This is a genomic window from Oscillibacter sp. (assembly GCF_028693505.1).
GTDB lineage: Bacteria > Bacillota > Clostridia > Oscillospirales > Oscillospiraceae > Oscillibacter.
Genome location: NZ_JAQUVF010000020.1, coordinates 1 through 22,718, shown reverse-complemented (window position 1 = coordinate 22,718; position 22,718 = coordinate 1). Strand labels below are relative to the sequence as shown.

Below are 22,718 nucleotides of genomic sequence, written 5' to 3'. Positions count from 1 at the left end.
TTCTCTCCTTATACATAAAAAGTGCCGCCGGAACCGGCGGCACCTTTCTGATTGCAGATGCTTACTTCTCAGCGCTTTCGCACTTCTGATTCGCCACGCCGCAGCTGGTCTTGCAGGCGGACTGGCAGGAGGTCTGGCACTCGCCGCAGCCGCCGTTTTTGGCGCTCTCACACAGGTTGCGGGTCTCCAGCGTCTTAATTCTTTCCATTGTTCATCGCTCCAATCTCTAAATTTTGGTGTCTTCCCGCCATCTGCCGCAAGCGGCGGACAGCGGCTCTATTTGTCGGAAAAATTTTAGCACACAAGCCCAATAAAGTCAAGGGATTCCGCCGCGCCGTCCTTACCGCAGAGCGGACAGCACGTCCGTGAGCCTTGCAAAGTCGGCAAGGGTAAGGCGTTCGCCGCGAATGTCGGCGCGCAGACCGCAGCGGAGGATGGCGTCGGTGAGGGTCTCCTTGGAAAAGCCCGGCAGCGCGGCGGCAAGACTGTTGGGCAGCGTTTTGCGCCGCAGCAGGAAGGCGCCCCGCACGATCTTGAAAAAGAACGCTTCGTCCGCTACCGCCACCGCGGGTTTTTCCCGGCGGACGCACCGCAGCACGGCGGAGGTCACCTTGGGCGCGGGGAGAAATTTGTCCCGCGGGACGTCGAAGAGGACCTCTGTTTCCATGTGGTATTGCAAAAAGAGAGAGAAGGAACCGCCGTCGGCGGAACCCGGCGCTGCGGCAAGCCGCTGCGCGACCTCCTTTTGAATCAGCACGGTAACGGTTTGGAAACAGGGCGTTTCAATGAGCTTCGTCAGCACCGGCGTCGTGATGTTATAGGGGAGGTTTGCGCACACGATGGGGGTGAGTCCCGCAAATTTCTCCGCTGCCAGCGATGGAAGGTCCAGCTTCATGGCGTCGCCGGAAATGATTTCCACGTTGGGGTAGGGGGCCATGGTCTCCGCCAATACCGGCAGTAAAGACTTGTCCAGCTCAATGGACACCACCTTGCCTGCGCGCTGGGCAAGCTCCGCCGTCAGCGGTCCGATGCCCGGACCGATCTCCAGCACGCCGCAAGCTGCGTCTGCCTGGGAGGCTGCGGCAATGTCCGCGGGGACCTGGGCATCAATGAGGAAATTTTGCCCCATGGATTTGGAAAAATGGAATCCGTGACGCCCCAGCAGCGCCCCGATGGTATCATAGTCGCAAAGATTCATGGCATCTCCGCCTTTCACAATCGATGGAAACAGTATACCAAAAAAGAAAGGATTTGAAAACCCCTGACGAATCCTGTAAAATAGGGTGCATAAAAGAAGGGAGGCTCCACCGTGATCCAACGAATTTTTTTTGATCTGGACGATACCCTGCTGGACTTTCAAAAGGCGGAGGCCGCCGCGCTGACTCGGGCGCTGGGGCAGGCTAGGATTGCGTGTACGCCTGCCGTGCTCGCGCGGTATCATGTGCTCAATCAGGAGCAGTGGCAGCTGCTGGAGCGAGGCCTTCTCAGCCGGGAGCAGGTCCTGCTGCGCCGATTCGATCTGCTGTTTGCGGAGCTGGGCGCGGAGCGCTCCAGCGAGGCGGTGTGTCGGTGCTATGAGGGCTTTCTGGCGGAGGGACACGTGTTTTTGCCGGGAGCGGAGGCGCTGTTGCGGCGGCTCGCGCCCCGATACGAGCTGTATCTTGCCTCCAATGGCGCGTCGGCGGTGCAGAGGAGCCGACTGAAAAGCGCGGATCTGGAGCAGTATTTTCGGGGCATTTTCATTTCCGAGGAGCTGGGAGCGGACAAGCCGCAAAAGGCTTTTTTTGACGCCTGCTTTGCCGCCATTCCGGATTTCTCCCGGGAAACGGCGCTGATGGTGGGGGACAGCCTGACCTCCGACATCCGGGGCGGGCACAACGCAGGGATACGAACCTGCTGGTTCAATGCGCAGTATCTGCCCGCCCGGGAGGATATCACGCCGGAGTACACGATCTTCGCGCTGGAGGAGCTTGTGCCGCTGCTGGAGCGTCTGTAACAAAAACTCCCCCGGTACCTTTTGGTACCGGGGGAGAACCTTTGCATGAGAAAAGGAGTCACTCCAAAATATACACGGTGCAACTCCGGCGGCCGAAGTTGATGCACTGCTGATAGGTGTCGTAATAAAGGTCCACCGTGTTGCCGCGCACGCCGGTGTCCTCGGCGACTGCCGTGCCGTAGACAATGCCGTCGTTGGTAACGATATACATCCGGGTCCCCAGCGGGATCACCTTTTTGTCCACGGCCACGGTGCCAACCCGAACGGAAGTGCCGGTGGCGGTGCAGGTGTCCGCGCCGCCGTATCCCGCGGTGTAGGCGGTGGCGGTCATGGATTTTGCACCGGAAAAGGCCAGCGTGGCGCCAGAGCCAAAGACCAGCGTACCGCTGCCGTCGGCGTTTTTGTTCACGCTGGCGATGCGGTCGGAGGCGACGACCTCCTTCACGGCGGTGCCGTACTCCACGATTTCGTCCACGGCGGTGCTGTCCAGCGCCTCCACAAACTGGCGGGAGATCTGCTTACCGTTGGACCAGACCACTTCGTACACGGCGGTCCGGATACCATTGGTCCCCGTCTGGACCACCCGCTCCGTGCCCTGGGGCAGTTCGGGGTTGGCGACGCGCTGGGACGCAAAGGCGGCGGTCTCCTTCACCTGATCGTAATAGGTGATGTCGGAGGACACGGTCAAAACAACGCCCTCTCCGCTGAGGTCCACGCCCACCATGTCCAATGGGCCGGGAACAAGATGCAGCCGGTCTAACAGGGCGGAGATGGTCTCTTCTCTGGACTGAACGGAGATGCTGGCGCCCTCCTGCCGGACGGTGACCGTCTGTCCGGCGGATAGCGTCACATCGTATCCGCTGGAGCTGGAGCTCACATAGACCAGCTGCTCGGAAAGGTCCGGCACCGGGCCCGAGCCGTCCAGCACGATGGCGGAATCCTCCGCCCCGGTGAGAATATACAGGGCGCTTGCCCAGTTGGTTGCGGCGATGCTGACACACAGGATACAGGCCGTGGCAAAGACCGTCATGCCGCGGCGCTTCCAGAACTCATGCAGGTTTTTCCGTAGGTGATGGTGTTTCAAAATCATACCTCCTGAAAAAGTTTCGCGGCCCGGCTTCCACGGGAGAAACAACTTGTAACTTTTGTTACTGACCGAAAAACTGGTGTCAGTATACACCCTGCTCCCACTTTTGTCAAGTTTGAGCGGTAATTACAGCACGCGGCATCCCACTTTAGACTTAAAACGATGAAAAAACGCTGGAAATAACTGTAAGGTAAAATCAAAAAATTACAAAATAGTAACACAAAAAGCGTAAAAAATACTCCCGTACCATTTTCGTGTGATACGGGAGTATTTTGCTCAGTTTTCGGGAAAAAATTACATTTATTTCTGAATTTCCGGCGTAAAGCCCAAATCTTCCAATTCGCTGACGGCGGTATCGACACAGGTTTTGGAGCCGTCGATGGTGACGCACTTGTCGGTGAGACTTACCTCAAACTTGAGCGCGGCCCCGGAGAGGGCACCGGTGATGCGCTTGACACAGTTCTCGCACATCATATCAGGGACAGAAATCTTGGTCATGGGAAAATCCTTCTTTCCTTTATTTCATTAGTTTTTGAATGGTGACCAGAAGGTCGTCCACGACCTCCGGATGCCCGTTTTGAATGTCCTGCACCACGCAGGTGTGGATGTGATTGGACAGCAGCTCCCGGGAAAAGGCGTTCAGCGCCGACTGGATCGCGGAGACCTGCGTGAGGATGTCCGTGCAGTAGGCTTCTTTTTCCACCATGCCCCGCACGCCCCGGACCTGCCCCTCGATTCGGCTGAGCCGCCTGAGCAGGGCGTCGTATTCCGGGGCGTCCCGGTGCTTGTGGCGACAGCACTCCGGGGAGGTCTCGCAGGGGATGGCGGATTCGTCATTTTTTTTGTTCATGAAAAGTGCCTCCTTTTAAAGCTTGGCCCTGCCGAGGCGCAGGGCGTTGCCCACCACGCACACGGAGCTGAGGGACATGGCGGCGCCTGCGAACATGGGGGAGAGCAGGGGGCCGCCGAAAAGATACAAAAGCCCGGCGGCGATGGGGATGCCGACCACATTGTAGCAAAAGGCCCAGAAAAGATTCTGCCGGATATCCCGCAGCGTCAGGGCGGACAGCCGCAGCGCCCGGGGCACATCCTGCAAGTCGTCCCGCATCAAAACGATGTCGGCGGATTCGATGGCGATGTCGCTGCCGCTTCCGATGGCGCAGCCCACGGTGGCTGCGGTGAGGGCGGGGGCGTCGTTGATGCCGTCTCCCACCATCATGACCTTACGGCCCTCCGCTTGCAGGCGCTCAATGACCCCGGCCTTCTCCTCCGGCAGCACCTCGGCAATCACTTCCTCCACGCCCACCAGAGTGCCGATGTATCTCGCGGCGGCGCGGTTGTCGCCGGTGAGCAGCACGGTGTGGAGACCGAGGGCCTTCATGCGGGAGACGGCCTCCACGCTGGTGTCCTTCACCATGTCCGCAACGGAAATCAGCCCCAGAAGGCGGCCGTTTTCCGCGAAGTACATGGGCGTCTGCCCCTGAGAGGCCAGCGCGTCCGCCTGCCCCAGAAGGGCCGAGAGGTCGATGCCGGCCTCTTCCATCAGTCGGCGGTTGCCCGCCAGCACGGTTTTTCCGTCCACCTCCGCCCGTACGCCGCGGCCGGAGAGGGTCTCAAGACGCTGGGGCGTGGGAAGATCGGTCAGCCCCTGCTGGGTTGCATAGGAAGTGATGGCCTCTGCCAGCGGGTGGGCCGAGGCGGACTCCACAGCCGCAGCGGTGGCGAGCAGCGAGCGGCTGTCCCCCGTGATGGCCTGCACCGTGGTCACAGCGGGTTTGCCCGCCGTGACGGTGCCGGTCTTGTCCAGCACCACGGTGTCTACGCTGTGGGTGATCTCCAAAATTTCGCCGGAGCGGATCAAAATACCGTGCCGGGCGCCCAGCCCCGTGCCCATCATGATGGCGGTTGGGGTGGCAAGTCCCAGCGCGCAGGGACAGGCGATCACCAAAACGGAGGTGAATACCCGCAGCACAAAGGAGAAGGGCTGCCCGGCCATGGCCCAGGCCACGGCGGAGAGCACCGCGATGGCGATGACCGCCGGAACGAAAACGCCCGCCACCTTATCCGCAGTTCTGGAAATGGGCGCTTTTTTGCCCTGGGCATCCTCCACAAACCGGATGATGCGGGAGAGGGTGGTATCCTCGCCGGTGCGGGTCACCTGCACGTGCAGCGCGCCGTTTTGGTTGATGCTTCCGCCGATGACCTCACTGCCCACGCACTTTTCCACCGGCAGACTTTCCCCGGTGAGCATGGCCTCGTTGACGCTGCTCTCCCCAAGGCGCACAACGCCGTCGGCCGGTATCCGGGCGCCGGGCTTCACCAGCACCACGTCCCCGGTTTTCAAATCCCCGGTGGGAATCTCCCGCCCGGAGTCTGCCAGAATGGCGGTGTCGGGGGCCAACTGCATGAGGGACGTGATGGCGCCCTTGGTTTTTTGCATGTTCCGGCTCTCTAAGAATTTTCCGAGGGACACCAGCGTCAGCACCACGGCGGCGGACTCGTAGTAAAGGCTGTGGACATAGGCGTGGGGATCGTCCGAGATGAGAAAGGTCATCACAAGGCTGTACGCAAAGGACCCGGCGGAGCCGATTGCCACCAGTGAGTCCATGTTGGGATTTCCGTGAAAGAGCGCCTTGAAGCCGCCGGTAAAAAAGTGCCGCCCGCAGTAGAGCACGGGGATGGTGAGCAGCAACTGCAAAACCGCAAAATTCACCGGATGGGTGTGCATGGAGAAAAGGTCCGGCAGCGGCAAAGACGGCAGTCCGAAGGGCAGCATCTGCCCCATGGACACATACAGCAAAACCACGGAAAAGACGGCCGCCGCAATCAGCTCCCGCTTCTTTTCCCGCAGCGTGGCTTCCTCCGTGTCCGGGCCGGGCTGCGCTTCGCTGCTGTTTGCTTTGCCCGCGTGGAGCGCGGCCTCAAAGCCCGCCTTTTGCACCTTGGCAACAATTTGCGCCCCGGTGGTCTGCGCTTCGTCGTAGACAATGGTCATGATGCCGGTGGTGAGATTGACGTCGCTGCGCGCAACACCCGGCAGCTTTCGGGTCACTTTTTCAACGGATGCGCTGCACGCCGCGCAGTGCATTCCGATAATGTCATATTTTTCTTCCCGCATAGGAACCTCCTGTTTTTAAGAATACCCCGTGGGGGTATCGTGCTGACACTGAATATATACCCCCACGGGGTATTTGTCAAGCCCTTTTTATCAGGATGCCCAAAGTGGGGGAAAACTTACTCTCAGTGTGCAAAGGGTGGCGAAAGACCTTGACTTATGGAAAGAGTGTGCTATCATGGTGTTAAAGACTAATAAAGATTTTGATAAACTAAAAATTTTTCTGAGGTGAGGAATGGTGAAAGAGACGATCAAGTGGGCTGCAAACCGCATGCCGCCCAGTGAGGACCGACAGCTGGCCATTATGGATTTGGACAATGTTGCCAAGGCGCGTTTGTTCCATACCGGCTTTCCCCAGTATTCCGTGACACCTCTGGCCCGGCTGAACGGAATGGCGGACTATCTGGGCCTTGGCGGATTGTTTGTGAAGGACGAGTCCTTCCGGTTTGGGCTGAATGCCTTCAAGGTGCTGGGCGGATCGTTTGCCATGGCGCGCTATATTGCCCAGCAGATGGGCCGGGATGTTGGCGAGATGACCTATGACTACCTGACCGGAGAGGACTTTCGCAAGGCCTTCGGACAGGCCACCTTTTTTACGGCCACCGACGGAAACCATGGCCGCGGCGTTGCCTGGGCGGCGCATAAGCTGGGGCAGCGGGCGGTGGTACATATGCCCAAGGGCAGCAGCCTTGCCCGCTATGAAAACATTGCCCGGGAGGGCGCGCAGGTAACCATTGAGGACGTGAACTACGATGAATGCGTCCGCATGGCAGCAGCGGAGGCGGGGCGGACAAAGCACGGCGTTGTGGTGCAGGATACGGCTTGGGAGGGGTATGAGGAAATCCCGGCCTGGATCATGCAGGGCTACGGAACCATGGCGGCGGAGACGGCGGACCAGCTGCGTCAGATCGGCGTCAACCGGCCCACCCACGTGTTCGTTCAGGCGGGCGTTGGCAGTCTGGCCGGTGCGGTGGTGGGCTATTTCACAAACCTCTTTCCAAACGACCCGCCCAAATTCGTGGTGATGGAGGCCCGCGCCGCAGATTGCCTGTATCGGGGGGCTTTGGCGGGGGACGGGAAGCCCCAGGTGGTCAAGGGCGACCTGAAAACCATCATGGCGGGTCTTGCCTGCGGGGAGCCAAATCTCCTCTCGTGGGATATTCTGCGCAATCACGTCTCCGCCTTCGTCTCCTGTCCAGACTGGGTCAGCGCCCGTGGAATGCGGATGCTGGGCGTGCCGGTGAAGGGGGACCCCACGGTGATCTCCGGCGAGTCCGGCGCGGTGGGCATGGGCCTGTTGGCGGCGCTGCTGGAGACGGATGAATACAAGGATTTACGGGAGGAGCTGGAATTGGATCGGCTCAGCCAGGTGCTGCTGTTTTCCACCGAGGGCAATACCGACCCCATGAAGTTCCGCAAGGTGCTCTGGGATGGGGAGTATCCAACGGTTTAAGACGATAAAAAAGGGCCGGCGAAGCTACGCTTCGCCGGCCCTTTTGCGGCATTCTAAAGGTTCCGAATCTGGTTTTGAATGAGGGTGCCCACGGTGTCCGCAAACTGGTCCAGAGAGCGGATGCGGGCAAAGTTTCGCCCGTAAATGGTGTGGGCGGCGGGGATGTCTTCGTCATCACCGGTAAAAACGCAGATGACGGCAATCTCCCGGTGCAGCAGGGCGCGCACCTCCATGGCGGTGTTTTGAATGCCCTCTTGCTCCGCGTAGTCCACATAGCCCCCGCCGCGGCGCAGCTTTACAACGTCGTTGGGCTTGGCGTCGGAGAGGAGAATGACGATGCGGTGTTCGCAGGGCGCGTCCTCCAGCTCCCTGGCAAGCGCGCGGATGGCCAGACCGTCCCGGTTGCAGCCGGTGGTGAAATAGTGGAAAATCCGCTCGTTGGCCTCCGTTTCCCGATAGTCCCGGTAGCGGGTGAGGATGGTGTATCCGCTGAGGGAGCAAAAGGAGGTGACCCGGACCGGAATGGCGCAGCGGGTGAGACTTTCCGCAATCATATAGCCCTGCGCCGCCACGGTCTCCTGCCGGCTGAGCTGAGAGGTGGAGCTATCCAGCAGAAGGTCCACGCAAAGGTCGCCGGGGTCTGTCTGCAAGGTGCGGGAAAAGACCTTGTCATCCTTCAAATAGATGCCCCGCCAGACACGGCCCGCGTCCAGCATGCCGGAGGCGGAGCGGACCACGGTGGGCTGGAGATAGGCCAGCATGGCGTTTCGGATGCGGGCTGTGAGACGGGCGATACTGGTCCGGTGACGCACCTCATCCGCACGGTAGGCGCTCCGGTTTCGCTCCATCTGCTTGAGCGCTTCTCGGCGCTGGGCCCCGGCGTAGCCGCGCACGGTGCGCTCCAGTTCTCCGTCGCCCCGGGCGTAGTAGAGGTGACAGCCGGTGTGGTCGCCGGTGCAAAGAAGCGCCTCCAGCTGCCGGGACTGCTCCGGAGCGTACAGCGGGGGACCGAAGAAATCCCGGATATACGTGCGCAGCGCCGCCTCGCTCTGGGCGGACGTCAGGTCCGTGATGCGCCGCTGGGGCGGGCCGGATTCTTTTCCGCCGCCCACAGAGGCCGCGGTGTGTTCGCCAAAGCCATAGCCAAAGCCCCGCACGGCGGGCAGGTCCGCGCGCAGCTTGCGGTGAAAGCCGAGGAAGATGCGCCGCTTTTTTGCCGCCTGTTCCTCCTGCGTCTGGGTCTCGCCGGGGACAAAACCAAAATACTCCCGCAGCAGGGCGAGGGCCCGGTCCGCCAGCGCGTTTCCCTGCAAATCGCCGGGGAATTCCAGCGCGTCCAGAATCTCCCGGTCCCGGGGTTTAATCGGGGGGTCCTCGCCCAGCGCCCGGCGGAAGTGGGCCTCCTCCAGCACGTCCAGCAGACGGTCCGTGGGGTTGGAGGCGCAAAGCGCCACCACCCGCCGGGCGTAGCTTTGCCGGAGGGACGGTAGGGCGGGGCGGGAGGGCGACTGGTGTAAAAAGGCGGCGTTTTCCAGTCCCAGCCACACGAGCCGCTCATAAAGCGGCTCGTCCACACAGCCGTGAAAGCTCTCAAAGAGCGATTTCAAGGTCTCCGGGCCGCAAAGCGTTCGCACGATGCCGATGATGCTGTTCCAGTACAGGTCGGCCCGGCCTTGTTCGTCATAGGCCTTGAAGTCCGGCTCGAAGCGATACTCCCCGGCGGCATTCCAGATGAGATTTTGCGCGCGGCGCTTCTCACTGTCCAGAATTTCCATCAGGCGAACACATCCTCAAAGCGGATGCACTCCGGCAGCCGGGTGCGGATCACATCCGTCACCAGCTGGCGCTCAAAGCTGTCGAAGGATTTGTTGACAAGGCCCAGCTCCAGCGCCCGGTTGCCCTCCAGTCCCGCCCGCATCAGCCGGACGGCGGCAAGTAAGCCCCGCAGGTCCAAGGACTTTGTGGACAGCTCGCCGCCGTCACACTTTTTTTGAATGTCCTGAAAGAGACCGGCAAACTGGTCGGCATAGGCGGGGGAGAGGGCGGGAAATTCCCGCTTCAAAAGCTTCACCAGCCCCTCCGTCGTGATGGCGGGCATGTCGATTACCACGAAGCGGGAGGCCAGCGCCTCGTTCAGCTCCCGGGTGCCGGCGTAGCCGTAGTTCATGGTGGCGATGAACCGGGCGGCGGGGTGCAGCGCGATGCGGTCATAGCCGGGCATGTCGATGGAGCGGCGGAAGTCCAGTGTGGCGTGAAGTACCGCCAGCGACTCGTTTTTTGCCATGTTGATCTCGTCGAGAATGCCAAAGCCGCCATCCTCCGCGCACCGGTAGATGGGGCCCTTGCGTAGCGCCACCGCGCCGCCTGTAAAGGTGTCCGTTCCCAGCAGGGTGGCGGCGTCGGTGTTGATGTAAAAGGAAACGTCCCAGCTGGGGCGGGCAAATACGGCGGCCAGATTTTCCGCCAGCACGTTTTTGCCGGTGGCCTTTGGCCCCACCAGCAGCAGATTTTCCCCGCACACCAGCGCGGTGATGGCCTCCTCCCAGACTTCTTTGCCGTAGTATAGATACCGCGGCTCCGGGATCCGGCATCGCAGTGTCTCCTCCGTTGGATGCTCGGCGCGAAATTTCTCAATTTCTTTCAGAATCCCGGCGTCCACGCCCTCGCTTTTCAGAAAGTTCAGCATAAGAAACCTCCCAACTGTTACTGTCTTTATGATAGCATCTTTTCCAGAAATAACAAGCGCCCGGAGCAAATCTCCGGGCGCTTGTCGGTTTGTTTCCGCAGGGGAAAAATCCTCAGCCCAGCAGGTAGGCGTAGTCGGTCAAAACCGTCAAAATCAAAACTTCGATCTCCGGCGGCAGGTCGTTGGGCTGGTCCAGATCCACATTGAGCACTCGGCCATTGAGTCGGACGAGGACCTTGTGCCCGCCCAGCGGCAAGAAGCCCTGATTCTTCTCGCTCTCCGAAAACCCGTTGCCGTCCAGAAACAGGGTGAATTTATCCCGGTAGGGAGCGGAGTCATAGGGGCAGAAAACGGCGCAGTTGCCGCACTCGTTGCACATCCGGTCCACGTGGAGAATCTCTCGGCGGCCGTCCGGCAGGGTGATGACGACGTTGGCCCGGTTGGGGCAAACGTCCGCGCAGCACTCGCACACCACGTTGCAGGTGAGGCACCGGTCCCCCTCACACTTGGCGGATTCGCAGAGAATGCCCTTTTTGGCGATGGCCTCCTCCCGAGTGGCTTTGGCGTGGGTGGGAATGGAAACCGGGTGCGCACGCCCAATGACCGCATTGGAAAAGCCCTGCGCGTCGGCAATGCCCTCCACCACCGTGGCGGAACCGCGCATGGCGTCGCCGCCCACGTAGACCCCGGGCAGGTTGGTCACAAAATCCGGAATGCCCTTGGCGTCCACGTCAATACCGTTGGCGGTGAACAAATCACTGTCCACCCGCTCGCCCACGGCGGAGACCACGGTATCGCAGTCGATGGAGACGGTTTCCCCGCTTTCCACAGGGCTGCGGCGGCCGGAGGCGTCCGGCGGACCCAGCTGCATTTTCTTGCACACCAGCTTGCCCGCTGCCTGCTCCACGGGGGCAGCCAGCTCCAAAAGCTGTACGCCGTCCCGCAGAGCCAGCTCCAGCTCCTCCGCGTCGGCAGGCATATATTTTTTGGTGCGGCGATAGACCAGCGTGGCGGAGACTGCCCCTGCGCGCAGCGCTGCCCGGGCCGCGTCCATGGCGGTGTTGCCGCCGCCGACCACCGCCACGTGGCCAAGAGAAACGGCCTTGCCCGCCTTCATATCCCGCAGCCAGCCGATGACGGGCACCACGTTGCCGGGAATGTCCAGCCTGCCGGCCTTCCACGCGCCCACGGCGAAGAAAATGTGGGTGTAGCCCTGGGCCTTCAAGCTTGCGACGGAGGGGGCCTCCGTGTTCAAACGGATCTCCACGCCCATCTTTTCCATCAAAGCCACGTCGTTATCGATGGCCTCGTCCGAAATGCGGAAGGCGGGGATCACCTGCCGGACGATGCCGCCCAGCTTGTCGGAGCGCTCAAAAAGCGTGACGGGAATCCCGGCGCGGCCCACGAAGTAGGCGGCGGACATGCCGGTGGGGCCGCCGCCGATCACGGCAACCTTCGCGCCGCTCCCGGAGGGGGCGGGCACGGGCAGCGCGCGCAGGCACTCGTCGTATCCCCGCTGGGCGGCCACCAGCTTGGTGCCCCGGATGTGCACCGGCTCGTCGTAGAAATTCCGGGTGCATTTGGTCATGCAGCGGTGGGCGCAGATGGTGCCGGTGATGAAGGGGAGGGGGTTCTTTTCCGTGATGAGACGCAGCGCGGCGGCGTAGTGCCCCTTGCGGCAAAGCTCGATATACTCCGGAATGTCCTGCCCGATGGGGCAGCCGCCCTTGCAGGGGGCCGTGAAGCAGTCCAGCAGGGGGACCTTTTCATAAAGCTTGCGCCGGGGCAGGGGCTTGAGGGCCTTGACGTGATGCGCGTCGGATTGGGCGGCTCGGGAAAGCGCCTCGATACGGTCCACATCGACGCGGGTGAAGGGGGCGAAGGACAGCGCATCCAGCTTGTCGCCGATCTGCTTGAAGCGCTGATAGCCGCCGGGCTTAAGCTCGGTGGTGGCCATGGTGATGGGCCAGATGCCGCACCCGAACAGCGCTTCGATGTTGAAGGCGTCCGCGCCGCCAGCGTAGGAAAGGCGCAGCTTGCCGTCAAATTCCCGGGAGAGCCGGGCGGCCATGGCGGTGGTGAGGGGGAAGAGGGCCTTGCCCGCCATGTACATCTCCTCGCTGGGCAGCTCCCCGGCCTTCACGTCCACCGGGAAGGTGTTGGAGAGCTTCAGGCCAAATTCCACGCCCTGAGACTGGGCCAGCTTGATAAGGCGGCGGAACATGGGCACGGCGTCGGCGTATTGCAAATCCTCCTTGAAGTGGTGGTCGTCGAAGGCAATATAGTCGTATCCCATGCCGTCCAGAATGGACCGGGCAGTCTCATAGCCCAGCAGCGTGGGGTTGCACTTGATGAAGGTGTGGAGATGTTTCTTTTCAATGAGGTAGGAGGCAATGCGCTCGATCTCGTCCGGCGGGCAGCCGTGGAGGGTGGAGACCGTCACGCTGCGGGAGACGCGGGGGGAGATGGCGTCAATAAAAGCGCCCTCGGCGGGGAAAAATTCGTGCAAAACCCGGATGCATTCCCGGAAGATGGGGGTGGCGGAGGCGTCGGTCATGCCGCTGAGGAAGGCGTCGATCTTTTCCCCCTGAATGCCCGCGAGATCGTAGCCCACAGACATGTTGAATACGAAGCCGTCCGGGTCGCCAAGACCATAGACCTTCGCCATGATCTTCAGCGCGCACCAAGCCTTCACATATTCCCCAAAGGCCTGGGGCACGGTCAGCTCCGTGGACCATTCACAGTTGTAGCACTCGTCCTCCGCCAGAATGCAGGGACGGGAAATGCAGGCGGCAAGCTCCGCGCCGTCCATTTTCTGCACGGTTTTCAGCTCAAAGAAGCGGGCGCCTGCAAAGTAGCCCGCGATGATGTTTTGGGCCAGCTGGGTGTTGGGACCGGCGGCGGGGCCGAAGGGCGTTTCGATGGTCTCCCCAAAAATGGGCAGCTTCTTCACACCGGCATGGTACGGGGTGTGGACGCCGAATACCGTGCCTTGGCGGCGGTATTCCGCGGTGATCCACGTTAAAAGTTCCCGGAAGGGGATGGGAGTCATCTGTTCGGACATCGTGGTTCCTCCTTTATCGTAAAGCAAATTGTTTTCAATAGACGCGGTGGTTGAGCGCGCCCCAGAGGCGCTTGGCGCTCTCCAGAATGTGCGCGTTGACGGCTTCCTCGTCGATTTCGGTCAGCTGGCGGTCCTGCATTAAAATCTTGCCGTTAATCATGGTGGTCTGGCACTGGCGGCCGGTCATGCCAAAGAGGATGTGGCCGTCGACGTTTTCGTCGGAGAAGGGCGTATAGGGCTTGTAGTCCATGACGATGACGTCCGCCGCCGCGCCGGGGCGCAAAACGCCGAGGGTGGGGAAGCCGGTGCGCGATGCCATCCGGGCGTTGTTTTGAAACAGCATGTCGGTGACCTCGCACCAGCCCACGCCGGGCAGGCACGCGTTATGCCGCTGAGAGCAGAGGGCCACCTTGATGGATTCCAGCATGTCGTTGGTGTAGGCGTCCGTGCCCATGCCCAGAAGGATGCCCTTTTTGTACAGCTGGAGGACGGGGGAGATGCCCACGGCGTTGCCCATGTTGCTCTCGGGATTGTTGACGCACATGGTGTCGGTTGCCTTGATGAGGTCCATTTCGGCGGTATTGACGTGGATGCAGTGGCCGAGGATCGTCTTTTCTCCCAGAATCCCATGGTCGTGGAGCCGCTGGACGGGACGGCGTCCGTAATTTTGCAGACTGTCGTACACGTCGTTCATCCCCTCGGAGACGTGGATGTGGAAGCCCACGCGGCCGCCGTTGGCGGCGGTCATGCGGTCAAAGGTCTTGTCCGAGATGGTGAAGAGCGCGTGCCCGCCGAACATGGCTTTGCGCATGTCGCTGGGGTTTTTCTCACAGTAGTCAATGAAATCCTTGTTTTCCTCCACGGACTGGATGGATTTTTCCTCGCCGTCCCGGTCGCTGACCTCGTAGCAAAGGCTGGCCCGAATGCCCATCTCCTGTGTCACCTCGGCAATCTGCGTCAAAGAGCCGGGAATCTCGCAAAAGGAGGCGTGGTGGTCGAAGATGGTGGTGACGCCCTGCTTGATGGAGTCCATCACCAGCGCCTGGGCGGAGGCCCGGGTGGCGGCGAGGTCCAGATGGCGGTCGATGGCCCACCAGGTCCCGTCCAGCACCTCGTAAAAATTGGTGGGGTGGTTGCCCTCGATGGAAAGGCCCCGGGCGAGGGCGGAGTAGATGTGGGTGTGGGCGTTGATAAGTCCCGGCATGATGACGCCGCCCCGGGCGTCCACAAATTCCGCCTGGGGGTATTGGGCCTTCAAATCGGCGGTGTTGCCCACCGCCACGATGCTGCCGCCGTCGGTCACAACGCCGCCGTTTGGCAGGTAGGAAACGCCGAGATCGTCTCGGGTAATGACTTTGCCGTTTGCCAGTAAGATCATGTTAAAAACCTCCTTGTGCCTTTTGTAAAAAGAAAAGGCGTTTCAGACCCGCATCGGCCCGAAACACCCATCAAACGCAAAAGAAGATAGGTGTCAGCCCGTGCGCGCGGCACTACGTTGCAGCTATCCTGATTTGCTTGTATTATCTTTATTGTAGCGGAGAAAGGACAAAAATGCAAGCGGGACGGCTGAAATTTTTTGAGGCCGCTTTTGTATAGAACGCCGGAAGCATACAAAATAAGGAAGGGGAAGTTTTCCCCTTTGGAATTGACAAGAGGGACAACCTTCTGCTATGCTGAACAGGCTTTAAAAGAGGAAAGGAAGAATGAGATGGTCGCGGAGTTGATATCCACCCTGAGCAACTGGCTGTATACCTATATTTTAGTGATCCTGCTGCTGGCGGCGGGATTGTATTTCACACTGCGCACCCGCTTTGTGCAGATTCGTCTCTTTGGAGAGGCGTTTCGGGTATTGCGGGAGAAAACCCACGGAGACGGCGTGTCCTCCTTTCAGGCCCTGATGATCTCCACGGCCTCCCGGGTGGGGACCGGCAACATCGCGGGCGTGTCCATCGCCATCTGCATGGGCGGCGTGGGCGCGGTGTTTTGGATGTGGGTGGTGGCGCTGCTGGGCGGTGCGTCCGCCTTTATTGAAAGCACGCTGGCCCAGATCTACAAGGTCCGGGACGGACACGGCGGCAGCCGGGGCGGACCCGCGTACTATATCGAGCGGGCGCTGGGCAGCCGCACTTTGGCGGCGGTCTTTTCCGTGTGCCTGCTGGTGACGTATCTTGTGGGCTTTAATATGGTGGCCTCCTTCAATCTGGTGGACGCCTTTTCCAGATACGAATGGTTCTCCCTCCGCACGCCTTTCGTGGTGGGCGGTATACTGGCGGTGGTGACCGCCGTATGCATTTTTGGCGGCGGAGAGCGACTGTCCAAAGTCACCAGCATCCTCGTGCCGCTGATGGGCGGAGCTTACGTGCTGGTGGCGCTTATCATGATTGCGATGCACATTCGCCTGCTGCCCAGCGTGATTGCGGCTATTTTCCAAAATGCTTTCGATTTTCAGGCGATTTTCGGTGGGTTTACCGGCTCCGCCATGATGCACGGCATCAAGCGCGGCCTCTTTTCCAACGAGGCGGGCGTAGGGTCCGCGCCCAATGCGGCGGCGGCTGCGTCGGTCTCCCATCCCGTGAAGCAGGGACTGGCCCAGATGCTCTCGGTGTTTCTGGACACGCTGGTCATCTGCACCGCCACCGCCTTTTTGTGCCTTTGCTCCGGCGTGGCGCCCACGCCCGCGCTCAAGGGCGTGCCCTATGTCCAGACGGCGCTGGCAAGCACCTTTGGCACTGCGGGCCATTGGTTCATCACCGGCGCAACGCTCCTCTTCGCCTTTACCACCATTCTCGGCAATTACTACTACTGCGAGAGCAACCTCCAGTATCTGCTGCGCCGGGATGCCCGACGCTGGGAGATGACGCTCTTTCGCCTTGTCGCGGTGCTGATCGTGTTTCAGGGCGCGCAGCTGGATTTTTCTCTGGTGTGGGACACGGCGGACGTGACCATGGGCGCCATGACGCTCATCAATCTGCCGGCCATCCTTCTGCTGTCAAAGCCCGCGCTGCTGGCGCTTCGCGATTACGTTTCCCAGAAGCGGCAGGGGAAGGACCCGGTGTTCCAGGCGGCCGACATCGGACTGCGAGATCAAACGGAATTTTGGAACTGACCAAAGAGGGCGCGTAGGCGCCCTCTTTTTTTGTCAATTTTTTCTCCGTATCGGACAGGAAAACTTGCAAATGCTACTTGAAATCGACGATCAAACCGTGTAATATAGTATACGAAACTAGATTACATGATATTGACAGAACGATTTCTGCGATACAGGGAGAGGGCACTCATGCAAAATTTCTTTACCCACGCGCAAGACCCGGTGAGCTGCGGCACCCACGCCATCGGAGCCGCAGCGGCGCTTCTTGGCGGCGTGTTGTTTTTGGCAAGGGCGGTGCAGGCGGGGGCGTCCACGGCGGCGCTGGCCTCCGCCATGTGTTTTTGCTTTTCCATGCTGGCGCTGTATACCGCCAGCTCCGTTTACCACTTTTATCCCGGCAATGCCAATAGCGGCGGCGTGAAGCGCCGATTGCGGAAGCTGGACCACAGCATGATCTATGTGCTCATCGCCGGCAGCTACACGCCGTTTTCCATCGTGCTGCTGCCCCAGCCCAAGGGACTGCAATTTTGCCTGCTGCTGTGGGCGGTGGCCATTGGCGGCACGCTGGTGAAGCTGCTGTGGATCAACGCGCCGCGAATTCTCTCCACGGCGGTGTACCTTGTGATGGGCTGGGCGGTGCTGTTTGTCTGGCGGGATTTTGCCGCCGTGGGGACCGCCTGCCTTGCGCTGGTGGCGCTGGGCGGCGTGTGCTACTCCGTGGGCGCGGTGCTGTACGCGATCAAAAAGCCGAATTTTTCCCCGGCGTGGATGTTCCATGAAATTTTTCATGTGCTGATTCTGGCCGGGTCCTTCTTTCACTATCTGGCCGTTTATTTTTACGTATTATAAGGGAGGAGAACGGAATGGAAGCTTCCTTTTCAGCAAAACAATATGCCCGGGCGGAGCGAAAAGAGCGGGTGCGGGCCTTGAACGAGCCGCCTCATTTGACGGTGGGCGAAGAGATCTTCAACGCGGTGAGCCATGGGGCGGGCGCGGTTCTGGCAGTGGCGGCCATGACGGTGCTGCTGGCGAAGGCGCCGGACGGTCCGGCGGTGCTGGCCGCCTGCGTGTACGGCGGGAGCATGATCTTCATGATGCTCTCCAGCTGCCTCTATCACGCCATGCCCGCGCGCTCCGGCGTCAAGCGGCTTTTGCGCAGGTTTGACTATACCTCCATCTATCTGCTCATCGGCGGCACCTTCGCACCGCTCCTGCTGGTGTATCTGGGGGGAGAGCTGGGTGTCACGCTGTTTTGCGTCCAGTGGGGCGTCATCGCGGTGGGGGTGACGCTGGTGGCGGTGTTTGGCCCCGGCCGCTTTCGCCCGCTGCACTTCACACTGTATTTTTTGATTGGGTGGAGCGGCGTGATGCTGCTGCCGGACTTTTACCGCAGCAACCGGCCGCTGCTCTGGTGCATTCTGATGGGCGGCGTGGTGTATACGGCGGGCATGATCCCCTTTGCCCGGAGCCGGAAGTACGACCACTGCGTCTGGCACCTGTTTGTGCTGACCGCAGCGGCCCTGCAATGGATTGGAATTGTCCGATTCCTCTATTGAACGATATAAAAAAGCGGCTGAGAATCAATTCTCAGCCGCTTTTTGAAACCGGAAAGCGCCGGTATGCGGGTATTCTTACTTCGTTCCGAAGATGCGGTCGCCGGCATCGCCCAGACCGGGCACAATATAGCCGTTTTCATTCAGGTGATCGTCCACAGCGCCGCAGAAAATATCCACGTCGGGATGAATCTTTTGAATGTGCTCGATACCCTCCGGTGCGGCCAGCAGCACCATCAGCTTGATGTTGACGCAGCCCCGCTTCTTCATTTCGGAGATGGCGGCCTCGGCGCTGCCGCCGGTGGCCAGCATGGGGTCCACGATCATGATGTCCCGCTCCGTGATGTCCTTGGGCATCTTGCAAAAGTACACATGAGGCTCCAGCGTCACCTCGTCCCGATACATACCAATGTGGCCCACGCGGGCGCCGGGAACCATCTGAAGCACGCCGTCCACCAGACCGAGACCCGCGCGGAGGATGGGGACCACGGCGAATTTCTTGCCCTTGAGGGTGGGAGCGGTGGTTTTGCAGATGGGGGTTTCCACCTCCTTGGTGGTCAAAGGCAGGTCGCGGGTGGCTTCGTAGGTGATGAGCATTCCAATTTCGGAGACGATCTCCCGAAAGTCCTTCACGCTGGTATTCTTATCCCGCAGGATGGTCATTTTGTGGGCGACCAGAGGATGGTCCATGATGTGTACTTTTCCGTTCATAATTGCTCTCCTTTATCTCAAAAAAATGTAAAATTAGACTTGTTATTTCTCCTGCAAGCGCTGTGCCTGCACGGGGCGGAGGTAAACGGGCTGCAGCTCGTCGGCGGTGACCAGAGCGCCCTCGGCGGCCAACTGCTCCGCTTCCAGCGCGACAGACACCGCGTTTTGCATGAGCAGGTGGGGCGGTGCCAGATGACACGCGATCCCGGCGGCGGCAAGGTGGCGAAGGCACAGCGCGGCGCCGTCCCCCACCACAAGTTTGCTTCTCGAGTCGGTTTGCAGCTCCTGTGCGAGGTCGCAAAGGGCAATGGCGCGGTCCGGCGTCAATCGGGTGAGGCGACCGTTTTGGGATTCGAAGATGGCGTTGTAGATCTGCTCGCGGCGGGCGTCCATGGCGCAGAGGATCAAGCCGTCCGCAAAGGAGACGTTTCGGGCCATGGCGGCCAGTGTGGAAACGCCCACGGCGGGCTTGTCCGCGGCAAAGGCAAGACCCTTGGCGGCGGAGACGCCGATGCGGATGCCGGTAAAGGACCCGGGCCCGACGGCCACCGCGATGGCGTCGCAGTCCCCGACGGTAAGCTCTGTGTTTTTCAGCAGATGCTCCACAATGGGCATCAGGGTGCGGCTGTGGGTCAGTCCGGTGTCCTGATAGCCGCTGGCAAGGACCTTTCCGTCCTCCGTCACGGCGGCGGAGACGGCCTTGGCCGAGGTCTCCAGGGCAAGTATTCTCATGGGAGATCCGCTCCTTCCACGGTGATGATGCGCCCGTCGTCCGCTGCGGGAGCGCGGGCAATGGTGACATAGACGGTTTCAGCGGGCAGCGCCGGGGTCACCTGCTCGCTCCATTCCACGGCACAGACGCCGCCACGGCTTAAATACTCGTCCCATCCGATGTCGAACAGGGCGTCCTCGTCCGGCAGACGGTACATGTCAAAGTGGAACAGGGGCAGGCGGCCGCCCTCGTATTCGTTGACGATGGTGAAGGTGGGACTGGTGACCCGCCCGGTGTATCCAAGACCCTTTGCAAGGCCCCGGGTAAAGGCGGTTTTCCCCATGCCGAGCCCCCCTCGATAGGCCACCACCGCGCCGGGGGCGAGACTTGCGGCCAGACGGGCGCCCAGCGCTTCCGTCTCCGCTTCGCTGTGGGAGAGAACTTCCATAAACGCATCATTGCCTTTCCGCAAGTTACAAAATTGCCGCAGATAGTATATCACAGTTTGAACAAACTGTAAAAAGAAATTTGCGACGTTTACACAGTTTTCTGTTTGTGGTATACTTCATCTGTTGTATTCTGCCCATTTGAGAAAGGCTGTCTCCCTATGTTGAATCGTCTAAAAGCAATTCTGGCGGATTTTTTCCAGCAGGCCGATCTGGTGCTGCTGGGTCTGTGCTGCGCGTCCACGGTGTTTGGCATTGTCCTGATCTTCAGCGCCACCCGGTATAAGGGGGACAACCGCTACGTGATCATTCAGTCGGCGGCGCTGGCGCTGGGCATTTGCGTGTATATCGCGCTTTCCATGGTGGATCTGGAAGTTGTGATGAAGAAGTGGAGATGGATACTGGCCTTTAACGTGGGGTTTATTCTGCTGCTGCGCACGCCCCTTGGAAAAGCCGTGGGCGGCAACCGGGCGTGGCTGCGGTTTCCCGGAATCCCCGTCAGCATCGGACCGGCGGAGGTGGTGAAAATCACCTTTGTGTTGCTTTTGGCCAAGCAGCTGGAATGGCTGCGGGAGGAAAAGCGAGACCTTCGTTCCATGGGGTCCTTTGCGTTCACGGCGGGACATGCCGTGGCCCTTTGCGGATTGTATTTCGTCGTCTCCAGCGACATGGGCAACGGGCTGGTGTTTTTGTTCATCTTCTTTTGCATGGCGTTTGTGGCGGGCTATGCCCTGCGCTGGTTCGCGCTGATGCTCTTGGGCAGCGGCGCGGCGGTGGCGGCGGCGTGGCAGCTTCAGCTGCTGCCCACGCATATGCGGGACCGGTTCATCGTTTTGTTTGACCACACCTATCAGCCGCTGGACGCGGGGTGGCAGCAGACCCGAAGCCTTTTGACGCTGGGGTCCGGCGGGTTGTTCGGGCAGGGGTATCTGCACGGCACCCAGACCCAGAGCAGCTACGGCACGTCGCTGCCGGCCCGGTGGACGGACTTTATTTTCTCCGTGGCGGGGGAGGAGCTGGGGATGCTTGGCTGCCTTGTCATCATAGCGCTGCTCACGGCGGTGATCGTGCGGGTGCTGCTGGTGGCAAAAAACGCGCAGACGCCCTTCCACTGCTATGTTTGTGTGGGCATGGCCGCCATGCTGATCTTCCAGACCGCCGTCAACATCGGGATGTGCCTTTTTGTGATGCCGGTCATCGGGATCACCCTGCCGTTTTTCAGCTATGGCGGTTCTTCCATCGTCACGCTGTTCATGGCTATGGGCATTGTGTCCGGCATCAAAAAGCGACTGCCCGCCATGAGAAGGCCGGGAAGGCTCCTGCGATAAATAAAGTTGAAAAGCAGCCGGAAACCCGGCTGCTTTTTTGTATAATTCCGGCGAGTGGGAAAACACTACTCCTGTACCAAAATATCGAGGAGGTTCGATCGCCTTGAAACAACTTACCATCAAACGCGCGGCCGCTCTGGCGTTGGCGGCGGCTCTGGTCCTCAGCGGCAGCGCCTCGGCTCTGTTCGGCAAAAAAGCGGCTCCCCAGACGGCAGCGGGCGCTCCCGTGGCCCGGGACATCGAGATCAGCACCTATCGCAACATCCCTTACAAGGCCCAATTCCTGGCCAGCGACAGCGAGGGGGATGACATTACCTTCGCCGTGGTGGACCAGCCGAAAAAGGGCGCGGTGGCGGTGGACGGCGTGAATTTCACGTATACGCCTAAAAACGGCGCCTCCGGCGGCGACAGCTTCACCTATGCGGCCAGTGACAGCGCCGGGAATGCGTCCCTGCCCGCCACGGTGACTGTCACCATCGAAAAGACCAAGTCCGGCGTCACCTACGCCGACACGGAGGGCAGCACCGCCGCTGCCGCCGCGCAGCACTTGGCGGAAGCCGGTATTTTTACCGGAACGAAGATCGGGGAGAAGTTCTACTTTGAACCCGACGCCACCGTGTCCCGCAGCGAGTTTCTGGCCATGGCGATGGAGACTGCCGGCAGAGATGTCTCCGCCGTCACCATGACCGGCTTTTGCGACGATGAGAGCATTCCCACCTGGGCGAAGGCCTATGCCGCAGCCGGTGTGACGGATGGAATCGTGCAGGGCAAGACCACCGCCGACGGCGTGGCGTTCCAGGGAGAAAATACCATTACGTTCAGCGAGGCCGCCACCGTGCTGGACCGGGTTTTGAATCTGGGCGACGTGGATTTGAACGTGTGGTATGCGGACCGGCAAGCGGTGCCCTCCTGGGCGGCGCAGGCCGTGGGCAACATGGAAGCGGTCAGCGTGCTTTCTGCCGGAAGCTTTGGCAGTGAGGGGCTGGAGGAGTCCGTCACCCGGGCGGACGCGGCGGAAATGCTGTCTGCCGCAAAGACCCTGCTGGATGGAGAAAAGCCCGGCGGTATCTTTGACTTTCTGAACTGAGAGAGCATCAATACGCCCCCCGAGCCGTGTATTCACGGCTCGGGGGGCTGCTTTTGCCCGGATTCCGAATTCCGGGGACAAATGTCAAGAAGAATTTGGACAATTACCAGAAATATGGTAAAGTATAGCCGGGGCGAAAGCTCCGGCTTCTTCTTATCCTGCTGGGGACGATAGACCTAAACGTTACTGCATCGGCTGGCGCAGCCTAAAACCAGTGTGCGCACTGGTCCCCGGCTCGCCGAGATCGTCACCATGGAGGACGATCTCAAGAGTTTGCCTAAATTACAAACCTCACCAATTTTCTTTCCGTAGGAAAATTGATAAGATTTGTAATTTAGTTTGCCACTTGACATCTTTCGAAAGCCTTTTATTTTTGCATACAAAAATAAATC

Annotated in this window: 20 protein-coding genes; 7 read left to right on the top strand and 13 right to left on the bottom strand. The window is 60.3% G+C overall.

What is annotated here, in order from left to right; translation table 11 throughout:
* Nucleotides 1-61 precede the first annotated feature (61 nt).
* The gene (scfA, locus tag PHI30_RS07360; protein ID WP_300025974.1) at nucleotides 62-208 is read right to left on the bottom strand and encodes a six-cysteine ranthipeptide SCIFF; all 147 of its coding nucleotides are present in this window, start codon (nucleotides 206-208) and stop codon (nucleotides 62-64) included.
* A gap of 132 nt (nucleotides 209-340) precedes the next feature.
* Nucleotides 341-1,198 (bottom strand): 16S rRNA (adenine(1518)-N(6)/adenine(1519)-N(6))-dimethyltransferase RsmA, encoded by an 858-nt coding sequence (gene rsmA / locus PHI30_RS07355; protein ID WP_300026037.1) that lies wholly within the window; start codon nucleotides 1,196-1,198, stop codon nucleotides 341-343.
* 111 nt (nucleotides 1,199-1,309) lie between these two features.
* Here rsmA and PHI30_RS07350 point away from each other — a divergent pair, with 111 nt between their 5' ends.
* Nucleotides 1,310-1,996: a YjjG family noncanonical pyrimidine nucleotidase gene (locus PHI30_RS07350; protein WP_300025971.1), complete on the top strand. Its 687-nt coding sequence runs from the start codon at nucleotides 1,310-1,312 to the stop codon at nucleotides 1,994-1,996.
* A gap of 58 nt (nucleotides 1,997-2,054) precedes the next feature.
* Here the strand turns inward: PHI30_RS07350 and PHI30_RS07345 are convergent, their stop codons facing one another.
* The 4 genes from PHI30_RS07345 to PHI30_RS07330 all read right to left on the bottom strand — a co-directional run bounded on the left by PHI30_RS07345 (nucleotide 2,055) and on the right by PHI30_RS07330 (nucleotide 6,201).
* Nucleotides 2,055-3,080, bottom strand: coding sequence for a G5 domain-containing protein (locus PHI30_RS07345; RefSeq protein ID WP_300025968.1), 1,026 nt, complete (start codon nucleotides 3,078-3,080; stop codon nucleotides 2,055-2,057).
* 303 nt (nucleotides 3,081-3,383) lie between these two features.
* Nucleotides 3,384-3,581, bottom strand: a complete 198-nt coding sequence (locus PHI30_RS07340; protein ID WP_300025965.1) for a heavy-metal-associated domain-containing protein — start codon at nucleotides 3,579-3,581, stop codon at nucleotides 3,384-3,386.
* A 19-nt stretch (nucleotides 3,582-3,600) separates the two neighbouring features.
* Complete coding sequence (locus PHI30_RS07335) at nucleotides 3,601-3,933, bottom strand: metal-sensing transcriptional repressor (RefSeq protein ID WP_300025962.1); 333 nt, start codon at nucleotides 3,931-3,933, stop codon at nucleotides 3,601-3,603.
* A gap of 15 nt (nucleotides 3,934-3,948) precedes the next feature.
* Complete coding sequence (locus PHI30_RS07330; protein ID WP_300025959.1) at nucleotides 3,949-6,201, bottom strand: cation-translocating P-type ATPase; 2,253 nt, start codon at nucleotides 6,199-6,201, stop codon at nucleotides 3,949-3,951.
* A gap of 235 nt (nucleotides 6,202-6,436) precedes the next feature.
* Here PHI30_RS07330 and dpaL point away from each other — a divergent pair, with 235 nt between their 5' ends.
* On the top strand, nucleotides 6,437-7,651 hold the full coding sequence (gene dpaL, locus PHI30_RS07325) for a diaminopropionate ammonia-lyase (protein ID WP_300025956.1): 1,215 nt from the start codon (nucleotides 6,437-6,439) through the stop codon (nucleotides 7,649-7,651).
* Nucleotides 7,652-7,704: 53 nt separating this feature from the next.
* On the opposite strand, the gene PHI30_RS07320 is transcribed toward dpaL, so the two are convergent.
* The 4 genes from PHI30_RS07320 to ssnA form a co-directional block, all read right to left on the bottom strand.
* On the bottom strand, nucleotides 7,705-9,426 hold the full coding sequence (locus PHI30_RS07320; protein WP_300025953.1) for a hypothetical protein: 1,722 nt from the start codon (nucleotides 9,424-9,426) through the stop codon (nucleotides 7,705-7,707).
* On the bottom strand, nucleotides 9,426-10,337 hold the full coding sequence (locus tag PHI30_RS07315) for a MoxR family ATPase (RefSeq protein WP_300025951.1): 912 nt from the start codon (nucleotides 10,335-10,337) through the stop codon (nucleotides 9,426-9,428). Before PHI30_RS07315 ends, PHI30_RS07320 begins: the two co-directional genes overlap by 1 nt.
* Before the next feature lie 112 nt (nucleotides 10,338-10,449).
* A complete protein-coding gene (gene ygfK / locus PHI30_RS07310; protein ID WP_300025949.1) occupies nucleotides 10,450-13,401 on the bottom strand; it encodes a putative selenate reductase subunit YgfK in 2,952 nt (983 codons plus the stop codon).
* Between the two features lie 34 nt (nucleotides 13,402-13,435).
* Nucleotides 13,436-14,779 carry a putative aminohydrolase SsnA gene (ssnA, locus tag PHI30_RS07305; RefSeq protein ID WP_300025947.1) on the bottom strand — a complete coding sequence of 448 codons (1,344 nt, stop codon included), beginning with the start codon at nucleotides 14,777-14,779 and terminating at the stop codon, nucleotides 13,436-13,438.
* 330 nt (nucleotides 14,780-15,109) lie between these two features.
* Between ssnA and PHI30_RS07300 the strand changes: the two genes are divergently transcribed.
* The 3 genes from PHI30_RS07300 to PHI30_RS07290 all read left to right on the top strand — a co-directional run bounded on the left by PHI30_RS07300 (nucleotide 15,110) and on the right by PHI30_RS07290 (nucleotide 18,045).
* Nucleotides 15,110-16,507 (top strand): sodium:alanine symporter family protein, encoded by a 1,398-nt coding sequence (locus PHI30_RS07300; RefSeq protein WP_300025945.1) that lies wholly within the window; start codon nucleotides 15,110-15,112, stop codon nucleotides 16,505-16,507.
* Between the two features lie 171 nt (nucleotides 16,508-16,678).
* Nucleotides 16,679-17,338 carry a hemolysin III family protein gene (locus PHI30_RS07295; protein WP_300025943.1) on the top strand — a complete coding sequence of 220 codons (660 nt, stop codon included), beginning with the start codon at nucleotides 16,679-16,681 and terminating at the stop codon, nucleotides 17,336-17,338.
* A 14-nt stretch (nucleotides 17,339-17,352) separates the two neighbouring features.
* Complete coding sequence (locus PHI30_RS07290; protein WP_300025941.1) at nucleotides 17,353-18,045, top strand: hemolysin III family protein; 693 nt, start codon at nucleotides 17,353-17,355, stop codon at nucleotides 18,043-18,045.
* 75 nt (nucleotides 18,046-18,120) lie between these two features.
* Here PHI30_RS07290 and upp read toward each other — a convergent pair whose 3' ends face one another.
* Genes upp through tsaE form a run of 3 tightly spaced genes read right to left on the bottom strand, consistent with a single transcriptional unit; the run spans nucleotide 18,121 to nucleotide 19,913 of the window.
* The gene (upp, locus tag PHI30_RS07285; RefSeq protein ID WP_300025940.1) at nucleotides 18,121-18,753 is read right to left on the bottom strand and encodes a uracil phosphoribosyltransferase; all 633 of its coding nucleotides are present in this window, start codon (nucleotides 18,751-18,753) and stop codon (nucleotides 18,121-18,123) included.
* Between the two features lie 42 nt (nucleotides 18,754-18,795).
* Nucleotides 18,796-19,485, bottom strand: coding sequence for a tRNA (adenosine(37)-N6)-threonylcarbamoyltransferase complex dimerization subunit type 1 TsaB (tsaB, locus tag PHI30_RS07280; RefSeq protein WP_300025939.1), 690 nt, complete (start codon nucleotides 19,483-19,485; stop codon nucleotides 18,796-18,798).
* Nucleotides 19,482-19,913 (bottom strand): tRNA (adenosine(37)-N6)-threonylcarbamoyltransferase complex ATPase subunit type 1 TsaE, encoded by a 432-nt coding sequence (gene tsaE, locus PHI30_RS07275; RefSeq protein WP_300026035.1) that lies wholly within the window; start codon nucleotides 19,911-19,913, stop codon nucleotides 19,482-19,484. Before tsaE ends, tsaB begins: the two co-directional genes overlap by 4 nt.
* A gap of 159 nt (nucleotides 19,914-20,072) precedes the next feature.
* Here tsaE and PHI30_RS07270 point away from each other — a divergent pair, with 159 nt between their 5' ends.
* Complete coding sequence (locus tag PHI30_RS07270) at nucleotides 20,073-21,239, top strand: FtsW/RodA/SpoVE family cell cycle protein (protein ID WP_300025938.1); 1,167 nt, start codon at nucleotides 20,073-20,075, stop codon at nucleotides 21,237-21,239.
* 103 nt (nucleotides 21,240-21,342) lie between these two features.
* Nucleotides 21,343-22,326 (top strand): Ig-like domain-containing protein, encoded by a 984-nt coding sequence (locus tag PHI30_RS07265; protein WP_300025935.1) that lies wholly within the window; start codon nucleotides 21,343-21,345, stop codon nucleotides 22,324-22,326.
* Nucleotides 22,327-22,718: the final 392 nt, after the last annotated feature.